The following is a 17424-nucleotide window of genomic DNA, read 5'->3' on the forward strand; positions in this document are numbered from 1 at the left end:
TCAGCCGCGCGCTTCGCGCCTGCGCAGCAGCACCGGCATGCACAGCAGGTAGACCACCGCACCCGCCAGCCACACGATGCCGGGGAAGCGCACGCGGAACGCGAAGTAGAGCTGGCTGATGAGCAACGGCCCGAACACCGAGGCCAGGCTGGACAGGCTCGCGAGCACGCCCTGCAGCCGCCCCTGCTCGGCTTCGCCCACGCGGGCCGAGAGCATCGACTGCAGCGCGGGCGCGCCGATGCCGCCCGTGCACAGGAGCGGCAGCAGCGCGAGCGCCATCCAGCCCCGCGTGGCGAAGGCAAGCAGCGCGTAGGCGGTGCAGTCGGCCGCGGTGCCGATGGCGAGGGCGGCGCGCTCGCCCCAGCGCTCGACCAGCGGGCCCGCCACGAAGCCCTGCATCAGCGCCTGGATCAGGCCGAAGACCGCGAGCGAGACGCCGACCATGGTGCCGTTCCAGGCGAACTTGTCCTCGCCGTAGAGCACCCAGGTCGTGCCAGCGACCTCGCCCACCAGCATCAGCACCGTGAACACGCCGAGGATGGGAAGCAGCGCGGGAAAGCTCTTGGCCCAGCGCAGCGGCGCGAGCGGATGCAGCACGCCGCGATCGAAGGGCTGCGAAGCGAGCTTCGCCGGACGCGACTCGCGCAGCAGCAGCAAGGCCGCGAGGAAGGTCAGGCCGTTGAGCACGGCGGCGGCGATGAAGGGCAGCCGCACGCCGTGGTCGCCGAGCACGCCGCCGAGCGCCGGCCCCGCGATGAAGCCGATGCCGAAGCAGGCGCCCATGCGGCCGAACCAGCGCGCGCGCTGGTTCTCGGGCGTGAGGTCGGCGATGGCGGCCGAGGCCACCGCCATGTTCGCGCCCGTCATGCCGGCGATCGCGCGGCCCACGAACAGCAGCCACAGCGAGGGCGCGAAGGCCATGAAGAGCGCGTCGACGGCAGCGCCCGCCACCGACACCAGCAGCACCGGGCGGCGGCCGAAGCGGTCGCTGAGCGCTCCGAGCACGGGCGCGCAGAGGAACTGCATCAGCGCATAGAGCGAGAGAAAGGCGCCGAAGCGCCAGCCGAGGTCGCCGGTGTGGCCGACCTCGCGCAGCAGGCTCGGCACGATGGGCATGACCAGGCTGATGCCGACGGCGTCGAGCGTGACGATCGCCAGGATCACGGCATGCGCGTGGCGGCCGCCGGCGAATGGGGTGGATGTGGAAGACATGTTGGAATTTATCGTTGATAAGGAATTATCAGCGATAAATTTCAGGCCGTGAAGTACCCTCCCGGCTCGATACCGGCAAGCACACCCGAATGAAACTGGACCGCGAAGTGATCCTCGAGACAGCCCTCACGCTGCTCGACGAGGTCGGCATGGACAAGCTCAGCACCCGGCTGCTGGCCGAACGGCTCGGCGTGCAGCAGCCGGCGCTGTACTGGCATTTCAGGAACAAGCGGGCGCTGCTCGACGCGATGAACAGCGAGATCCTGCGCCGCACCCACGAGCGCAAGCTGCCGCTGCCCGACGAGTCGTGGGAGACCTTCCTGCGCGAGAACGCGCGCAGCTTCCGGCGCGCACTGCTGGCACGGCGCGACGGCGCGCGGCTGCACGCGGGCACCGAGCCCGATCCGGGCGACCTGGAGATGGTGGAGGCGCAGCTGGCGGCGGTGGTCAGCCGCGGCGTGCCGGCGCCGCAGGCGATGACGCTTTTGATCGCGCTGGGCCGCTACACCGTGGGCTGCGTGCTCGAGGAACAGGCGGCGCCGCCCGACGCCGAGGCGCGGCAGCAGGCGCTCGATGCCTCGGCCGCCTCGCGCCCCCTGCTGGCCGAGGCCTTCGCGCGCTACCGCGAGGCCGGCCCGGATGCGATGTTCGAGATCGGCGTCGACCTGATGATCGAGGGCGCGAAGGCGCGCCTCGAAAGCCAGGCCAAGGGCGCCAAGGCTAGGCCGCGCCGCGGATCCAGCCGGCCGCCTTCTCCGCCATCATCAACGTAGGGCTGTTGGTGTTGCCGCTGGTGATGGTGGGCATTGCGCCCGCATCCACCACGCGCAGGCCCTGAATGCCGCGCACGCGCAGCCGCGAATCGAGCACGGCGCCCGGGTCGTCGTCGGCGCCCATCTTCGTGGTGCCCACCGGGTGGAAGATGGTGGTGGCGATGTCGCCGGCCAGGCGCGCCAGTTCCTCGTCGGTCTGGTACTGCACGCCGGGCTTCCATTCCTGCGGCTTGAACTTGGCGAGCGCAGGCTGCGCGGCGATGTTGCGCGTGACGCGCAGCGAATCCGCCGCCACCTTGCGGTCCTCGTCGGTGCTCAGGTAGTTGGGCGCGATGGCCGGCGCGTCCTCGAAGCGCTTGCTCTTGATGCGCACCGAGCCCCGGCTCGTCGGGTTGAGGTTGCACACGCTCGCGGTGAAGGCCGGAAAGCTGTGCAGCGGATCGCCGAAGGCATCGAGCGACAGCGGCTGCACGTGGTACTGCAGGTTGGGCCATTCGCGATCGGGCGAACTGCGCGTGAAGGCACCGAGCTGCGACGGCGCCATGCTCATCGGGCCGCTGCGCTTGAGCAGGTACTCGAGGCCGATCTTCGCCTTGCCGACCATCGAGGAGGCCATCACGTTGAGCGTGGGCGCGCCCTCGATCTTGTAGACAGCGCGGATCTGCAGGTGGTCCTGCAGGTTGGCGCCGACGCCGGGCGCGTCGAGCACCACGTCGATGCCGTGCTGGCGCAGCAGTTCAGCCGGGCCGATGCCCGAGAGCTGCAGGATCTGCGGCGAACCGATGGCCCCCGCGCTCAGCACCACCTCGCGCGTGGCCTGCGCCGTGACCATCTCGCTGCCGTTCCATACCTCCGCGCCGGTGCAGCGGCGCGTGCCGTCGGGCAGCGTCTCGAACAGCAGGCGCGAGACCTGCGCGCCGGTCCAGAGCTCGAAGTTGGGCCTGCCATAGCAGGTCGGGCGCAGGAAGGCCTTGGCGGTGTTCCAGCGCCAGCCGTTCTTCTGGTTGACCTGGAAGTAGCCCACGCCCTCGTTGTTGCCGCGGTTGAAGTCGGCGGTGTGCGGCACGCCGGCCTGCGAAGCGGCTTCGGCGAACGCGTCGAGGATGTCCCAGCGCAGGCGCTGCTTCTCGATGCGCCACTCGCCGCCGGCGCCGTGCATCTCGTCGGCGCCGAGGTAGAAGTCCTCGTGCTTCTTGAAGGCCGGCAGCACGCTCTGCCAGCGCCAGTCGTCGTCGCCCGTGAGGTCGGCCCAGTGCTCGTAGTCGCGCGACTGGCCGCGCATGTAGATCATGCCGTTGATGCTGGAGCAGCCGCCCAGCGTCTTGCCGCGCGGATAGCGCAGCACGCGGCCGTTGAGGCCCGCGTCGGGCTCGGTGCTGTAGAGCCAGTCGGTACGCGGATTGCCGATGCAGTACAGGTAGCCGACGGGAATGTGGATCCAGTGGTAGTCGTCCTTGCGGCCCGCCTCGATGAGCAGCACGCGCTTGCTCTTGTCGGCGCTGAGCCGGTTCGCCATGAGCGAGCCGGCGGTGCCGGCGCCGATGATGATGTAGTCGAATTGGGTGTCGCTCATGGCGTCTTGCCTTGTCTCTCTTTTTGTTCGACGGAATTCCCGGGCGGAATCGCGGCGCCCCTCGCGCCGCGCCCGATGCTACTTGGCTGTCGGCATGACGAACTCGGCGCCCTTGCCGATGCTCTCGGGCCAGCGCTGCATGACCGACTTCTGCTTGGTATAGAAGCGCACGCCCTCCTCGCCGTAAGCGTGCATGTCGCCGAACAGCGAGCGCTTCCAGCCGCCGAAGCCGTGCCAGGCCATGGGCACCGGGATCGGCACGTTGATGCCGACCATGCCCACCTGGATGCGGCGGCTGAATTCGCGCGCCACGTTGCCGTCGCGGGTGAAGCAGCTCACGCCGTTGCCGAACTCGTGCGCGTTGACGAGGTCGATCGCGTCCTTGAAGTTGGCCACGCGCACGCAGCTGAGCACCGGGCCGAAGATCTCTTCCTTGTAGATGCGCATCTCGGGCGTGACGTGGTCGAAGAGCGTGCCGCCCATCCAGAAGCCGTCGCCGCAACCTTCGCCCGCGGTGTTGCCGTCGAACTTGCGGCCGTCGACCAGCAGCTTCGCGCCTTCCTTCTCGCCCAGGTCGATGTAGCCGGTGATGCGCTCGTGCGCGGCACGCGTGACGATCGGGCCCATCTCGGCCGCGAGGTTCTCGCCGTTGAGCACCTTCAGCGTCTTCGTGCGCTCGATGAGCTTCGGAATGATCTTGTCGGCCACGTCGCCCACCAGCACCGCCACGCTGATGGCCATGCAGCGTTCGCCGGCCGAGCCGTAGCCGGCGCCGATCAGCGCGTCCACCGTCTGGTCGATGTCGGCGTCGGGCAGCACCACCATGTGGTTCTTCGCGCCGCCCAGGGCCTGCACGCGCTTGCCGTGACGTGCGCCGGTCTCGTAGATGTAGTTGGCGATGGGCGTGGAGCCGACGAAGCTGATGGCCTTGACGTCGGGGTGCTCCAGCAGCGCGTCGACCGCGACCTTGTCGCCCTGCACCACGTTGAACACGCCGTCGGGCAGGCCGGCTTCCGTCAGCAGCTCGGCGATGCGCAGCGAAGGCGTCGGGTCGGTCGGGCTGGGCTTGAGCACGAAGGTGTTGCCTGCGGCGATGGCCACCGGGAACATCCACATCGGCACCATCACCGGGAAGTTGAAGGGCGTGATGCCGGCGACCACGCCCAGGGGCTGGCGCAGCGTCCAGTTGTCGATGCCGGTGCTCACCTGGTCGGTGAAGTCGCCCTTGAGCAGCTGCGGAATGCCGCAGGCGAATTCGACGATGTCGATGCCGCGGCTGACTTCGCCCTGCGCGTCGGTGAAGACCTTGCCGTGCTCGGCGGTGATCATGTGGGCCAGCTCGTCCTTGTGCTCGTTGAGCAGCTGCAGGAACTTGAACATCACGCGCGCGCGGCGGATCGGCGGCGTGTCGGCCCAGGCCGGGAACGCGGCCTGCGCGGCGGCGACGGCGGCGCCGACCTGGTCGGCATTCGCCAGGCCGGCCTTGCCGGTGACGACGCCGGTGGCGGGGTTGGTCACGTCCTGCGTGCGGCCGGAGGTGTTGGCGGCGAGCTTGCCGGCGATGAAGTGATCGATGGAAGTAGGCATGGGGAGAACCCTGAAAGAGGCTGTGTCCGAAGGAAGAGTGCGGCCAGTTTAGGCAGCGTGTTGTTCCTCGCCTAGTCACGAAGACTGAACTTATTGTTCAGAATAGCGAACAATCGAACCATGAAACCCCAAAATATCGAGTCGCTCTGGACGCACCTGCACTGGCTCACGGTGCTCGCGCAACAGGGCAGCTTCACGGCCGCCGCGCTGCGCCTGGGCGTGAGCAAGGCAGCCATGAGCCAGCGCATCGCCGAGCTCGAACGCGCGGCCGGTGCGCCATTGGTGCAGCGCACAACGCGCAGCGTGCGGCTCACCGAAGCCGGCCAGCGGCTGGTGGAAGACATGCGCGAACCCTTCGAGCAGATCGCCCACAGCTTCGCCGGCGTGCGCGACCTCGCGGGCGTGCCGCGCGGGCTGGTGCGGGTGACGGCGCCGGTGGCCTTCGCGCGCCAGCAGCTGGTGCCGAGGCTGGCGGACTTCCTGCGCGCGCAGCCCGAGGTGCGCATCGAGCTCGACCTGTCCGACCGGCTCAGCTCGCTCGCGATGGAGGGCTTCGACCTCGCCATCCGCCACACGGCCGCGCCGCCCGACACGCACGTGGCATGGACGCTGTGCGAAACCCGATCGGTGCTGGTGGCAAGCCGCGCCTACCTGCGCCGCCGGGGCACGCCGCGCGAACCGCAGGCGCTGGCCGGCCACGACTGCCTGCACTACCCCCGCGCGCAGGAAACACCGACCTGGCATTTCGAGGCGAAGCCGTCTGCGCCGCGCATCACGGTGCCGGTGTCGGGCCCGCTGGTCGCCAACAACAGCGAGGCGCTGCGCGACGCGGCGCTCAGCGGGCTGGGCATCGCGCTGGTGCCCGACTTCAGCGCTCAGGCGGCGCTGCAGTCGGGAAAGCTGCAGCAGGTGCTGCCGCAATGGCGCTCGGTGGGCGCGTTCGGCGAGCGGCTGTATGCAATACGGCCCTATGCCACGCACGTGCCGCAGGCGGTGACCGCATTCGTGGGCTGGCTGCGCGAGGCGCTGTCCGAAGGTTTCGCACCCTGAAGAAATCATGAAGAAACGGCGTCGTGCCCTACGCGAACGAAGGGTCTGGAACACCTTCTCTTCGGATGCACGCGGTTACGATGCGCGCTTCCAACCCCGTTTTTGTTAACTTTCCCGCTCACCCGCCTTGTCTATGCCTCCCGCCACATCGCCTGCCGAGGCTTCCGCCGCCGACAGCGGGTGGCCTCGCGTCGGCCAGCGGGAGCAGGAAGACCGCCAATGGACGGTGGCCAGCGGCCGCTGGACCACGCTGGCGATGTCGTCCAAGCCGGCCTGGCAGGCGCTGGACGAGAGCCTGAAGGCAGCCCCGCCCGCCGCCAACCGCGCCTGGGACCTGCGCCCCATCGAGCAGCTCGACCACATCGGCGCGCAGCTCCTGTGGGAACACTGGCGCCACGAGTGGCCCGCCACCATCGAGCTGTCGCCGCAGCACAAGGCCGTGCTCGACCAGGTGGCGCAGTACACCGTCGCCACGCCGGACGAGCCCTCGCCCTCGCTGAACGACCGCATCCGCGAGTTCTCGCACAACGGGCCGCGCGCCATGTACGTGATGCGCGACTTCACCGCGCTGGTCGGCCAGCTCGCGCTCGACCTGTGCCGGCTGGCGCGCGCGCCGCACCGCGGGCCGTGGCGCGATTTCTCCGGGCACCTCTACCAGTTCGGCGCGACGGCGCTGCACATCACGGCGCTGGTCGGCCTGCTGATCGGCGTGGTGCTGGCCTACCTGATCTCTCAGCAGCTGCGCCAGTACGGCGCCGAGACCTTCGTGGTGAACATCCTCGGGCTCTCGCTGATCCGCGAGCTGGGGCCGGTGCTGGCCGCAGTGCTGATCGCCGGGCGCTCGGGCTCGGCCATCACGGCGCAGATCGGCGTGATGCGCGTGACCGAGGAGCTCGACGCGATGCGCGTGATGGGCATCCCGCACGGCTTCCGCCTCGTGATGCCGCGCGTGCTGGCGCTGGCCATCGCGATGCCGCTGATCAGCCTGTGGACCTCGATGGCCGCGCTCGCCGGCGGCATGCTGGCGGCCGACGCGGCGCTCGACATCTCGCCGGCCTATTTCCTCTCGGCGCTGCCGCGCGCGGTGCCGATCTCGAACCTGTGGCTGGCCATGGCCAAGTCGGCGGTGTTCGGCATCCTGATCGCGCTGATCGGCTGCTATTTCGGCATGAAGGTGAAGCCGAACACCGAGAGCCTCGGGCGCGGCACCACCTCGTCGGTCGTCACCTCGATCACCGCCGTGATCCTGGTCGACGCCCTCTTCGCCGTGCTCTTCAAGGGCATCGGCTTCCGGGCATGAGGGCGTGAAACCATGAGCATGCCCGTGCGCCCCGACACCGACGCCACCGTGGTGGACATCCGCGGCCTGTGGACCGTGTTCCAGAGCGCCGACGGCGAGCAGGTGGTGCATCGCGACCTGCAGCTGCACATCGACCGCGGCGAGGTGCTCTCGCTGGTGGGCGGCTCGGGCACGGGCAAGACGGTGCTGCTGCGGCAGATCCTCGGCCTCGAGAAACCCACGCGCGGACATGTCGAGGTGCTGGGCCAGGAGCCCGGCGAGCTCAGCGCCTCGGGCGCGGCCAACGTGGGCATGCTGTTCCAGCACGGCGCGCTGTTCTCTGCCTTCAGCGTGCTGGAGAACATCGCCTTTCCGCTGCGCGAGCTGAAGCTGCTGCCCGACGAGCTCATCCGCCACGCGGCGCTGGTGAAGCTGCAGATGGTGGGCCTGGGCCCGCAGCATGCCAACAAGAGCCCGGCCGATCTTTCGGGCGGCATGATCAAGCGCGTGGCGCTGGCGCGCGCGCTCATCATGGATCCGCCGCTGCTGCTGCTCGACGAGCCCACGGCCGGCCTCGACCCCGAGGCCTCCGACAGCTTCTGCGACCTGCTGCGCGGCCTGCACCGCGAGCTGGGCCTCACGGTGGTGATGGTCACGCACGACCTGGACACGCTGTTCGACCTGAGCACCCGCATCGCGGTGCTGGCCGACCAGAAGGTGATCGTCACCGGCGCGGCGCGCGAGGTCATCGCGTACCCGCATCCCTTCATCCACGAATACTTTCTCGGCGGGCGCGGCCAGCGCGCCCTCGAAGCGCTGCATGACAAGCCAGCCGGACAATCCCCCGCGCAACAGGCCCCCGCGGCCGGGCGCTGAAAGGTAGGTAGCCACCATGGAAAACAAGGCCCACGCCATCGCCGCCGGCGCCTTCGTGCTCGGACTGATCGCCGCGCTCGTCGCGCTGGTGGTCTGGTTCACGCGCGACAGCACCGTGCGCAACATCTACGAACTCTCCACGCGCGACGCGGTCAGCGGCCTGCAGCCGCAGGCCATGGTGCGCTACCGCGGCATCGCGGTGGGCAAGGTGGCGTCGATCGACTTCGACCCGAAGGTCAAGGGCAACGTGCGGGTGCGCATCACGGTCGACGAGCGCGTGCCGCTCACCACATCCAGCTTCGCCACGCTGAGCTACCAGGGCGTGACCGGCCTGGCCTTCATCGCGCTGGACGACAAGGGCGAATCGACCGTCTCGCTTAAGCCGAACAACGACGACCCGCCGCGCATCCCGCTCAAGCCCTCGATGCTGGCGCAGTTGCAGGACCGCGGCGAGGCCATCATCAACCAGGTCGAGGAAGTGACGAAGCGCGCCAACCAGCTGCTGAGCGACCCCAACCAGAAGCGCGCGGCCGATGCGCTGGAGAACATCGCGGCCGCCTCGGCCAGCGCCAACACGCTGCTCAAGACGCTCGACAACACGGTGAAGACCGGCCTGAACCCGGCGCTGACGAAGCTGCCCGACACCATGGCCTCGGTGAAGAAGGCGGCGGGCGACGTCTCGCGCGTGGCCAACAACTTCAACACCACCGTGGGCAGGCTGAACGCGCCCGACGGCCCGGTAGAGCGGCTGAGCGACGGCACCAAGGCGCTGGCGCAGGCGGTGGATTCGTTCAACGCCGCCACGCTGCCGCGCGTGAACCGCGTGGCCGACGACACCTCGCACGCCGTGCGCCGGCTGGGCCGCGCGGCGGACAGCATCAACGACAACCCGCAATCGCTGCTGTTCGGCAACGGCGGCGCGGCCGCGGGCCCGGGCGAGCCGGGCTTCCAAGCGCCGGCCGCGACGCGGCCTTGAACCAGCCCCGGGGAGGATCACCGACCATGAACGCCATTCGCTCCTTGACGACGAAGACCCCTGCAGCCATCGCGCTCGGCTGCGCGATGCTGCTGGCGGCCGGCTGCGGCGCGCTGCCCGACAAGCCCGCGCGCGCCACGCTCTACGACTTCGGCCCCGGCCCGGCGGCATCCGCCTCGGCGCCCGCGCCGGCCACGCTGCCCACGCTTTCGCTGGCGGAGTTCGAAAGCAACTCGCGCCTGGAAGGCACGCAGATCCTCTACCGGCTGGGATATGCCGACGTCAACGAGCTGCGCCCCTACGGCCAGTCGCGCTGGAGCCTGCCGCCCTCGCAGCTGCTGCGCCAGCGGCTGCGCGACACGCTGTCGGAGCGCCGCATGGTGCTGGGCCCCGAAGAGGCCGCCACCATCTCGCGCGGCCGGGGCGAGGCGCCCGACACGCTGCGCATCTCGCTCGACGAGTTCAGCCACTACTTCGATTCGGCAAGTGCCAGCACGGGCCTGGTGCGCCTGCGCGCCACGCTGGTCCGCACCACGAGCGGCGGCGACCGCGTGCTGGGCCAGCGCCTGTTCACCGTGCGCCGCCCGGCGCCCAGCGCCGACGCGCCCGGCGGGGTGAAGGCGCTGGTCGCGGCCAGCGACGCCGCCGTGGCCGAGGTGGTGCAGTGGGTGGACCAGTTGCAGCAGCAACAGCCACGGCAGTAATCTCCGGCAAGGACACGGAAGGAAGGATCATCGACCCATGAACGCAACTCGCATCGTCGGCATCCTGCTGATCGTGGCCGGCATCGTCGCCCTGGCCATGGGCAGCTTCAGCTTCACCAAGGAAACCCACCAGGCCAAGCTCGGGCCGCTGGAGTTCTCGGTGAAGGAGAAGGAAACGGTCAACCTGCCGGTGTGGGCCGGCGTGGCCGTGATCGTGGTGGGCGGGGCGCTGGTGCTGCTCGGGGGCAGGAAGGGCTGAGCCCCCTCAGCCTCTCGAGCCCGGCACGCCCGCCAGCAGCTGCGGCAGCAGTTCTTCGGAAGTACCGCGCAGCACCACGGCCGCCGCGTCGTCCAGGTGCGGCAGCGGCTCCAGGTTCAGCGTGATGAGCCGCGCGCCGTGCGACAGCGCGGTCTGCGGCAGCTCGGCCGCCGGATAGACGATGGTGGTGCTGCCCACCACCATGAACAGATCGCACTCCTGCGCCGCCACCTGCGCGTCGAGCAACACGCCTTCGTTCAGCATCTCGCCGAACATCACCACGTCGGGCCGCGCGTGCGAGCCGCAGCGCAGGCAGCGGTGGAAGGGCCAGGGGCCGCTGCGGTTGCCGCAGCGGTCGCAGCGCCAGCGGCGCAGCGAGCCGTGCAGCTCGAGCACGTCCTGGCCGCCGGCCAGCGTGAGCAGCCCGTCGACGTTCTGCGTGACCAGCCGGGTGGCTGGGCGCAGCCGCTGCAGCAGCGCGAGCGCGGTGTGGCCCGGATTGGGCTGCGCCGACTCGATCATCGACAGGCGCTGCGCCCAGAACTTCGTGAAGCCGGCCGGGTCGCGCTGCAGGTCCTCGGCGTGGGAGAACTGCAGCGCGTTCTGGCTCTTCCACAGGCCGTCGGCGTCGCGGTAGGTCGGAATGCCCGAGGCGCGCGACAGGCCTGCGCCCGAGAACACGACGATGCGCCGGGCATTGCGAAGCAGCTCGGTGGCCGCCTGGATGGCAGAAGCGGGGGAAGAGGGAGAAGAGATATCTGTTGTGACTGGCGTCATCGCTCTGGTCTGGGGGAATTGGCTGCTGCTGCCGCCGCCTGCGCCGGCGAGGCGCCGAGGCGTTGCGACACGGTGTCGGCGCATGCCTTGAGCGCGCGGGAGATCTCGCCGTCCCACGCGGTGTCGAAGATGCCGGCCGGGCCGATGGCGGTGACGGCCAGCACGATGGCGCCAGTGTGGTCGAAGACCGGCGCGGCCATGGCGCTCACGCCCTCGATGACCTCGCCGTCGGAACGGCTGATGCCGTGCGCGCGCACTTCCTGCAGCTGGCGCTCGAAGTCGCTCCACGAAGGCAGCGGCTGCACCGGCGGCATGCCGGCTGCGGGAGCGGGCTCCGCGCCCTTGCGCTGCTTCTGGCGCTGGCGCTCCTCCTCGAGCAGCTGGCGCACCACGCCGGCGTCGAGGTAAGCGGCGAACACCCGGCCCGAAGCGGTGTTGGTCAGCGAGAACACCGTGCCGTGCCGCATGTTCACGTGCACCGGCGAGGGCGATTCGGCCGTGCGCACGATGGTCGCGCCGCGCGCTCCCCACACGGCCAGCGCCACGGTGTGGCCGATCTGCTGCGCGAGCTGGCCGATCAGCGGGGTGGCGATGTGCACCGGGTCGGCCTGCTGCAGGCTGATGAGGCCCAGTTGCAAGGCGAGCGGGCCGAGCAGATAGTGGCCGCTGGCGCGGTCCTGCTCGATGAGGCCCAGCCGCCCGAAGCTGACCATGTACGGATGCGCCTTGGCGGCCGTCATGTCGGCCTCGCGCGCCAGGTCCTTCAGCGCCATGGGCCGGCCGTGATGCACCAGCGCGCGCAGCAGCTGGCCGCCGACTTCGATGCTCTGGATGCCGCGCTGGGCGCGGTCGTTGTCACTGGCTGCCATGGCCTGCCTCGCCTTCTGGTCGTTCGTTCATGAAGAAGGGATTAGACATTAACTGATCTGCGGCTTACACTGCGATCATTCGTTAACTGCAAATTCGTTCGACTTAAACGAATTTCAAGATTCAACCCCACCGACGGAGACACCCGATGAGCCAAGCCAAGAAATTCGCCAGCCAGGCCGACATGGAAGAGAAGAAGGTCACCTTCAGCCAGATCTCCGAACATGCCTGGGCCTACACCGCCGAGGGCGACCCCAACACCGGCATCGTGATCGGCGACGACTGCGTGCTGGTGGCCGACACCCAGGCCACCCCCGCCATGGCGGCCGACGTGGTGCGCCGCATCCGCGAAGTGACCGACAAGCCCATCAAGTACGTGGTGCTCACCCACTACCACGCGGTGCGCGTGCTGGGCGCGGCGGGCTACGGTGCCGAGCACATCCTGGCCAGCCAGGACACGCGCGACCTGATCGTCGAGCGCGGCGAGCAGGACAAGGCCAGCGAGATCGGCCGCTTCCCGCGCCTGTTCCAGAACGTCGAGACCGTGCCGCCGGGCCTGACCTGGCCCACCATGACCTTCACCGGCAAGATGACCCTGTGGCTGGGCAAGCTCGAGGTGCAGCTGATCCAGCTCGGCCGCGGCCACACCAAGGGCGACACCGTCGTCTGGCTGCCGCAGGAGCGCACGCTGCTGTCGGGCGACCTGGTCGAGTTCGGCGCCACGCCGTACGCCGGCGACGCCTACTTCAAGGACTGGCCGCAGACGCTGGACAACATCGCCGCACTGAAGCCCGTGGCGCTGGTGCCGGGCCGCGGCGCCGCGCTGACCACGCCCGAGGCCGTGTCCGAAGGCCTGACGGGCACGCGCGACTTCATCTCCGACGTCTACGCCAGCGTGCAGGCAGGCGTGAAGGCCGGGCGCGACCTGAACGCGGTCTACAAGGAAACCTACGAGAAGCTCAAGCCCAAGTACAGCCAGTGGGTGATCTTCGACCACTGCATGCCCTTCGACGTGAGCCGCGCCTACGACGAGGCCTCGGGCCATGCCGATCCGCGCATCTGGACGGCCGAGCGCGACGTCGAGATGTGGAAGGCGCTGGAAGGCTGATCGAACTGCTCCCTCCCCCTCTGGGGGAGGGTTGGGGTGGGGGCAGGCAGAGCGCCCGAAGTGACGGCAGCTTGCCCCCATCCCGGCCTTCCCCCAGCGGGGGAAGGAGCGAAGACCAAAGACACGGAGACAAGTACGTGATCGACTATCAGAGCCTGCGCTTCGACTACCGCCGCCACGCCGACCAGGACGCGGCCACGCCTGCGCGCCACCCGGTGGTGGTGGTCGGCGCCGGCCCGGTGGGCTTGGCGCTGGCCATCGACCTCGCGCTGCGGCAGGTGCCCGTGGTGCTGCTGGACAACGACAACACCCTTTCGAGCGGCTCGCGCGCGATCTGCTTCGCCAAGCGCACGCTGGAAGTGTTCGACCGCCTGGGCTGCGGCGACCGCATGGTCGACAAGGGCGTGTCGTGGAACGTGGGCAAGGTGTTCTTCCACGACGAGCAGGTCTACCGCTTCGACCTGCTGCCCGAGCCCGGCCACGAGCGCCCGGCCTTCATCAACCTGCAGCAGTACTACGTCGAGGGCTACCTCGTCGAGCGCGCGGCCGAGCTGCCGCTGGTCGACCTGCGCTGGAACAACAAGGTCACGGGCATCGAGCAGCGCGACGACGGCGCGGTGCTGACGGTGGAAACGCCCGAAGGCAGCTACCGGCTCCAGGCGGACTACGTCGCCGCCTGCGACGGCTCGCGCTCCAACCTGCGCCAGATGCTGGGGCAGGAAGCCAAGGGCCGCGTGTTCCGCGACCGCTTCCTGATCGCAGACATCACGATGGACGCGCACCTGCCCACCGAACGGCGCTTCTGGTTCGACCCGTCGTTCCACCCCGGCCAGAGCGTGCTGCTGCACAAGCAGGCCGACGGCATGTGGCGCGTGGACTTCCAGCTCGGCTGGGACGCCGACCCGGTGGAAGAGCGCAAGCCCGAGAACATCACGCCGCGCGTGCGCGCCCTGCTCGACAGCATCGGCTTCGAGGGCGTGCAGTTCCAGATCGGCTGGGCCAGCGTCTACACCTTCGCCTGCCAGCGCATGGAGCGCTTCCGCCACGGCCGCGTGCTGTTCGCGGGCGACTCGGCGCACGGCGTGTCGCCCTTCGGCGCGCGCGGCGCCAACTCGGGCGTGCAGGACGCAGACAACCTCGCCTGGAAGCTCGCCGCCGTGGTGCAGGGCCAGGCGCCCGAGGCGCTGCTCGACAGCTATGCCAGCGAGCGCGAGTACGCCGCCGACGAGAACATCCGCAACTCCACCCGCGCGACCGACTTCATCACGCCCAAGAGCGAGGTGAGCCGGCTCTTCCGCGACGCGGTGCTGGAGCTGACGAAGCGCCACGCCTTCGCGCGCACGCTGGTCAACAGCGGGCGGCTCTCGGTGCCTTCGGTGCTGCGCGATTCGCCGCTGAACACGCCGGACGCCGATGCCTTCTCGGGCGCGATGGTGCCTGGCGCCGCCGCCGCCGACGCGCCCGTGGTGCACGCGGACGGCAGCACCGGCTGGCTGCTGCGCGAATGCCATGTCTCGCAGTTCACCGCGCTGGTGTTCGGCCAGGGCGAGGCGGCCGAGCGCAGCCTCGGCGAGCTGAAGGCCAGCGACCTGCCGTTGCACGTGGTGCGCGTCGAGGACGGCGCCAAGGGCAGCGAGCTGGCAACGCAGCGCTACGACGCGCGGCCCGGCACCATGTACCTGATGCGGCCCGACCAGCACGTGTGCGCACGCTGGCGGCAGCCTTCGGCAGCGGACATCCGCACGGCCGTCGACCGCGCACTGGCAAAGGCGTGAACACCATGCAGCAGCATCAACAACAGCAACACCTCATCACCGCTCCGAACCTCGAGGCGCCCGACGACTTCTACGAAGCGCTCATCGAGGCGCACCAGGGGCTTTCCACCGAGGAGAGCCACGCCTTCAACGCGCGCCTCGTGCTCGTGCTGGCCAACCACGTCGGCTCGCTGGCCGTGCTGCGCGAGGCCTTCGACGCGGCGCGCGCCGGCTGAGCGCCGCCCCTGCTCGGCCCGACCGGCCCGGAACACATTCCAACCTCATCGCGACTCCCGAAAGAGCAAGCACATGACCCAAGCAACCCCGTCCTCCGAACGGCGCTACCAGAGCGGCTTCGGCAACGAATACGCCTCCGAGGCCGTGCCCGGCGCACTGCCGCAGGGCCGCAACAACCCGCAGCGCGGCCCCTTCGACCTGTACACCGAGCTGATCTCCGGCACCGCCTTCACCGCGCCGCGCCACGAGAACCGTCGCACCTGGCTGTATCGCCGCCAGCCCTCGGTGGTGTCGGGCCGTTACCAGCCGTACGCGCAGCCGCTGTGGACCACCGGCGCCGACCGCGAGATCGCGCTGCCGCCCGAGCCCCTGCGCTGGCACCCGCAGCCGCTGGACGGCGCGGCCGAAGCCGACTTCATCGACGGCATGCGCACCATCGCGGCCAACGGCGATGCCGAGTCGCAGGTCGGCATCGGTTCGCTGATGTACCTCGCGGGCCGCTCGATGGAGCGCCGCGCCTTCGTCAACGCCGACGGCGAGATGCTGGTGGTGCCGCAGCAGGGCCGCCTCGTCATCACCACCGAACTCGGCGTGCTCGACGTGAAGCCCGGCGAAATCGCGGTGCTGCCGCGCGGCATGGCCTTCAAGGTGGCGCTGCCCGACGGTCTCTCGCGCGGCTACGTCTGCGAGAACTACGGCGCGCACTTCCGCCTGCCCGAGCTCGGTCCGATCGGCTCGAACGGCCTGGCCAATGCGCGCGACTTCCAGGCGCCGGTGGCGGCCTTCGAAACGGAAGAAGGCGGCTACGAGATCGTCAAGAAGTTCGGCGGCCGCTTCTGGCAGGCGCCGATGAAGCAGTCGCCCTTCAACGTGGTCGCATGGCACGGCAACCTGTCGCCGGTGAAGTACGACACCGCGCACTTCATGGTGATCGGCTCGATCAGCTTCGACCATCCCGATCCGTCGATCTTCACCGTGCTGACCTCGCCCAGCGACACGCCCGGCACGGCCAACTGCGACTTCGTGATCTTCCCGCCGCGCTGGATGGTCATGGAAAACACCTTCCGCCCGCCGTGGTTCCACCGCAACCTGATGAGCGAGTTCATGGGCCTGGTGCTGGGCGAGTACGACGCCAAGCCGGGCGGCTTCAAGCCCGGCGGCGCGAGCCTGCACAACTGCATGGTGCCGCACGGCCCCGACGAGGAAGCCTTCGACAAGGCCACCCACGCCGACCTGAAGCCGCACAAGCTGGACAACACACTGGCCTTCATGTTCGAGAGCCGCTACCGGTTCATTCCGACGAACTTCGCGCTGAAGAGCCCCGCACTCGACACCGACTACGCAGACTGCTGGGCCGGCCTCAAGGATCAATTCAAGGCATGAAGACCGTGTTCACCCTCACGCGTCGTGCAGCGGCCGTGGCCCTGCTCGCCGCGCCCTTCCTCACGCATGCGGCCGACTACCCGTCCAAGCCCATCCGCTTCATCGTGCCCTACACCCCCGGCGGCACCACCGACCTGGTGGCGCGCACCGTGGGCCAGAAGGTGTCGGAGAAGCTGGGCCAGCCGGTGCTGATCGACAACCGCGGCGGCGCGGGCGGCAACATCGGCATGGACGCGGTGGCCAAGGCCGCGCCCGACGGCTACACGATCGGCTTCGGCGCGATCTCGACCAATGCGCTGAACCCGCACATCTACAAGTCGATGGCCTTCGATCCGCGCAAGGATTTCACCGCCATCAGCCTGCTGGGCACCTCGACCATCGTGCTCGAAGTGCCTGCGGCCTCGGCCGTGAAGTCGGTGCCCGACCTGATCGCCGCCGCGAAGAAGAACCCCGGCATGCCCTACGCCACCGCGGGCGCCGGCACCTCGATGAACCTGGCCGGCGTGATGTTCGCGCAGATGACCGGCACGGAGCTCGTGCACGTCGCCTACAAGGGCAGCGGCCCGGCCATCACCGACATGCTGGGCAACAACATCGGCGTGATGTTCGACAACCTGCCTGCGTCGCTGCCGCACATCCAGGCCGGCAAGCTGCGCGCGCTGGCAGTGGCGGGCCCCACGCGCTCGCCCTCGCTGCCCGATGTGCCGACGATGGCCGAGGCGGGCCTGAAGGGCTATGCGCTGGAGCCGTGGTTCGGCGTGTACGGGCCGGCGAAGCTGCCGGCGCCGGTCGTGAAGGCGCTGAACGAAGCCTTCGTCGAGGCGCTCGCGATGCCCGACGTGAAGGCCAAGCTGGCGCAGGCCGGCTTCTCGCCGCGCGGCTCGACCGCGCAGGAGCTGACGACGCTGACCGAGACCGAATACAAGCGCCTGGGCGAAGTCGCCAAGAAGGCCGGCATGACCGCAGAGTAAAGCTCACCCCCAGGCTTGCCCACTTCGTGTGACCGCCA

At 69.4% G+C, this 17424-nt stretch carries 17 protein-coding genes; 12 read left to right on the forward strand and 5 right to left on the reverse strand.

The window, feature by feature from the left end:
* Positions 1–1212: a Tet(A)/Tet(B)/Tet(C) family tetracycline efflux MFS transporter gene (gene tet / locus EJP69_RS21275; protein WP_126472425.1), complete on the reverse strand. Its 1212-nt coding sequence runs from the start codon at positions 1210–1212 to the stop codon at positions 1–3.
* An 89-nt stretch (positions 1213–1301) separates the two neighbouring features.
* Between tet and tetR the strand changes: the two genes are divergently transcribed.
* Positions 1302–1985, forward strand: a complete 684-nt coding sequence (gene tetR / locus EJP69_RS21280) for a tetracycline resistance transcriptional repressor TetR (RefSeq protein ID WP_126472426.1) — start codon at positions 1302–1304, stop codon at positions 1983–1985.
* Here tetR and EJP69_RS21285 read toward each other — a convergent pair.
* Both EJP69_RS21285 and EJP69_RS21290 read right to left on the reverse strand, forming a co-directional pair.
* Positions 1933–3558 carry a GMC family oxidoreductase gene (locus tag EJP69_RS21285; RefSeq protein ID WP_126472427.1) on the reverse strand — a complete coding sequence of 542 codons (1626 nt, stop codon included), beginning with the start codon at positions 3556–3558 and terminating at the stop codon, positions 1933–1935. The genes tetR and EJP69_RS21285 overlap by 53 nt on opposite strands.
* Positions 3559–3636: 78 nt before the next feature.
* Positions 3637–5145: a CoA-acylating methylmalonate-semialdehyde dehydrogenase gene (locus tag EJP69_RS21290; protein ID WP_126472428.1), complete on the reverse strand. Its 1509-nt coding sequence runs from the start codon at positions 5143–5145 to the stop codon at positions 3637–3639.
* Between the two features lie 120 nt (positions 5146–5265).
* Here EJP69_RS21290 and EJP69_RS21295 point away from each other — a divergent pair, with 120 nt between their 5' ends.
* From EJP69_RS21295 to EJP69_RS21320, 6 genes are all read left to right on the forward strand, one after another.
* Entirely contained in the window at positions 5266–6195 is a 930-nt protein-coding gene (locus tag EJP69_RS21295; RefSeq protein ID WP_093206917.1) for a LysR family transcriptional regulator, read from the forward strand.
* Between the two features lie 133 nt (positions 6196–6328).
* Positions 6329–7495 carry an MlaE family ABC transporter permease gene (locus EJP69_RS21300; RefSeq protein ID WP_126472429.1) on the forward strand — a complete coding sequence of 389 codons (1167 nt, stop codon included), beginning with the start codon at positions 6329–6331 and terminating at the stop codon, positions 7493–7495.
* 12 nt (positions 7496–7507) lie between these two features.
* Positions 7508–8350, forward strand: a complete 843-nt coding sequence (locus EJP69_RS21305) for an ABC transporter ATP-binding protein (protein WP_093206914.1) — start codon at positions 7508–7510, stop codon at positions 8348–8350.
* A 16-nt stretch (positions 8351–8366) separates the two neighbouring features.
* Positions 8367–9326, forward strand: coding sequence for an MlaD family protein (locus EJP69_RS21310; protein ID WP_093206913.1), 960 nt, complete (start codon positions 8367–8369; stop codon positions 9324–9326).
* Between the two features lie 44 nt (positions 9327–9370).
* Positions 9371–10030, forward strand: a complete 660-nt coding sequence (locus EJP69_RS21315) for an ABC-type transport auxiliary lipoprotein family protein (protein ID WP_420824229.1) — start codon at positions 9371–9373, stop codon at positions 10028–10030.
* Between the two features lie 37 nt (positions 10031–10067).
* Positions 10068–10289, forward strand: coding sequence for a hypothetical protein (locus tag EJP69_RS21320; protein ID WP_093206910.1), 222 nt, complete (start codon positions 10068–10070; stop codon positions 10287–10289).
* A gap of 6 nt (positions 10290–10295) precedes the next feature.
* Here EJP69_RS21320 and EJP69_RS21325 read toward each other — a convergent pair whose 3' ends face one another.
* Positions 10296–11066, reverse strand: a complete 771-nt coding sequence (locus EJP69_RS21325) for an SIR2 family NAD-dependent protein deacylase (RefSeq protein ID WP_093301331.1) — start codon at positions 11064–11066, stop codon at positions 10296–10298.
* Complete coding sequence (locus EJP69_RS21330) at positions 11063–11935, reverse strand: IclR family transcriptional regulator (RefSeq protein ID WP_093206907.1); 873 nt, start codon at positions 11933–11935, stop codon at positions 11063–11065. Before EJP69_RS21330 ends, EJP69_RS21325 begins: the two co-directional genes overlap by 4 nt.
* A 146-nt stretch (positions 11936–12081) precedes the next feature.
* Here EJP69_RS21330 and EJP69_RS21335 point away from each other — a divergent pair, with 146 nt between their 5' ends.
* The 5 genes from EJP69_RS21335 (at position 12082) to EJP69_RS21355 (ending at position 17386) form a co-directional block, all read left to right on the forward strand.
* Positions 12082–13041: an MBL fold metallo-hydrolase gene (locus EJP69_RS21335; RefSeq protein WP_093206905.1), complete on the forward strand. Its 960-nt coding sequence runs from the start codon at positions 12082–12084 to the stop codon at positions 13039–13041.
* A gap of 137 nt (positions 13042–13178) precedes the next feature.
* Positions 13179–14816, forward strand: coding sequence for an FAD-dependent oxidoreductase (locus tag EJP69_RS21340; protein ID WP_126472430.1), 1638 nt, complete (start codon positions 13179–13181; stop codon positions 14814–14816).
* 5 nt (positions 14817–14821) lie between these two features.
* The gene (locus EJP69_RS21345; RefSeq protein WP_126472431.1) at positions 14822–15031 is read left to right on the forward strand and encodes a DUF2783 domain-containing protein; all 210 of its coding nucleotides are present in this window, start codon (positions 14822–14824) and stop codon (positions 15029–15031) included.
* 73 nt (positions 15032–15104) lie between these two features.
* Positions 15105–16415, forward strand: a complete 1311-nt coding sequence (gene hmgA / locus EJP69_RS21350) for a homogentisate 1,2-dioxygenase (RefSeq protein WP_126472432.1) — start codon at positions 15105–15107, stop codon at positions 16413–16415.
* On the forward strand, positions 16412–17386 hold the full coding sequence (locus EJP69_RS21355; RefSeq protein WP_126472433.1) for a Bug family tripartite tricarboxylate transporter substrate binding protein: 975 nt from the start codon (positions 16412–16414) through the stop codon (positions 17384–17386). Before hmgA ends, EJP69_RS21355 begins: the two co-directional genes overlap by 4 nt.
* Positions 17387–17424: the final 38 nt, after the last annotated feature.

Origin of the sequence: Variovorax gossypii, assembly GCF_003965815.1 — a bacterium.
In the GTDB taxonomy this organism is placed as follows: Bacteria; Pseudomonadota; Gammaproteobacteria; order Burkholderiales; family Burkholderiaceae_C; genus Variovorax; species Variovorax gossypii.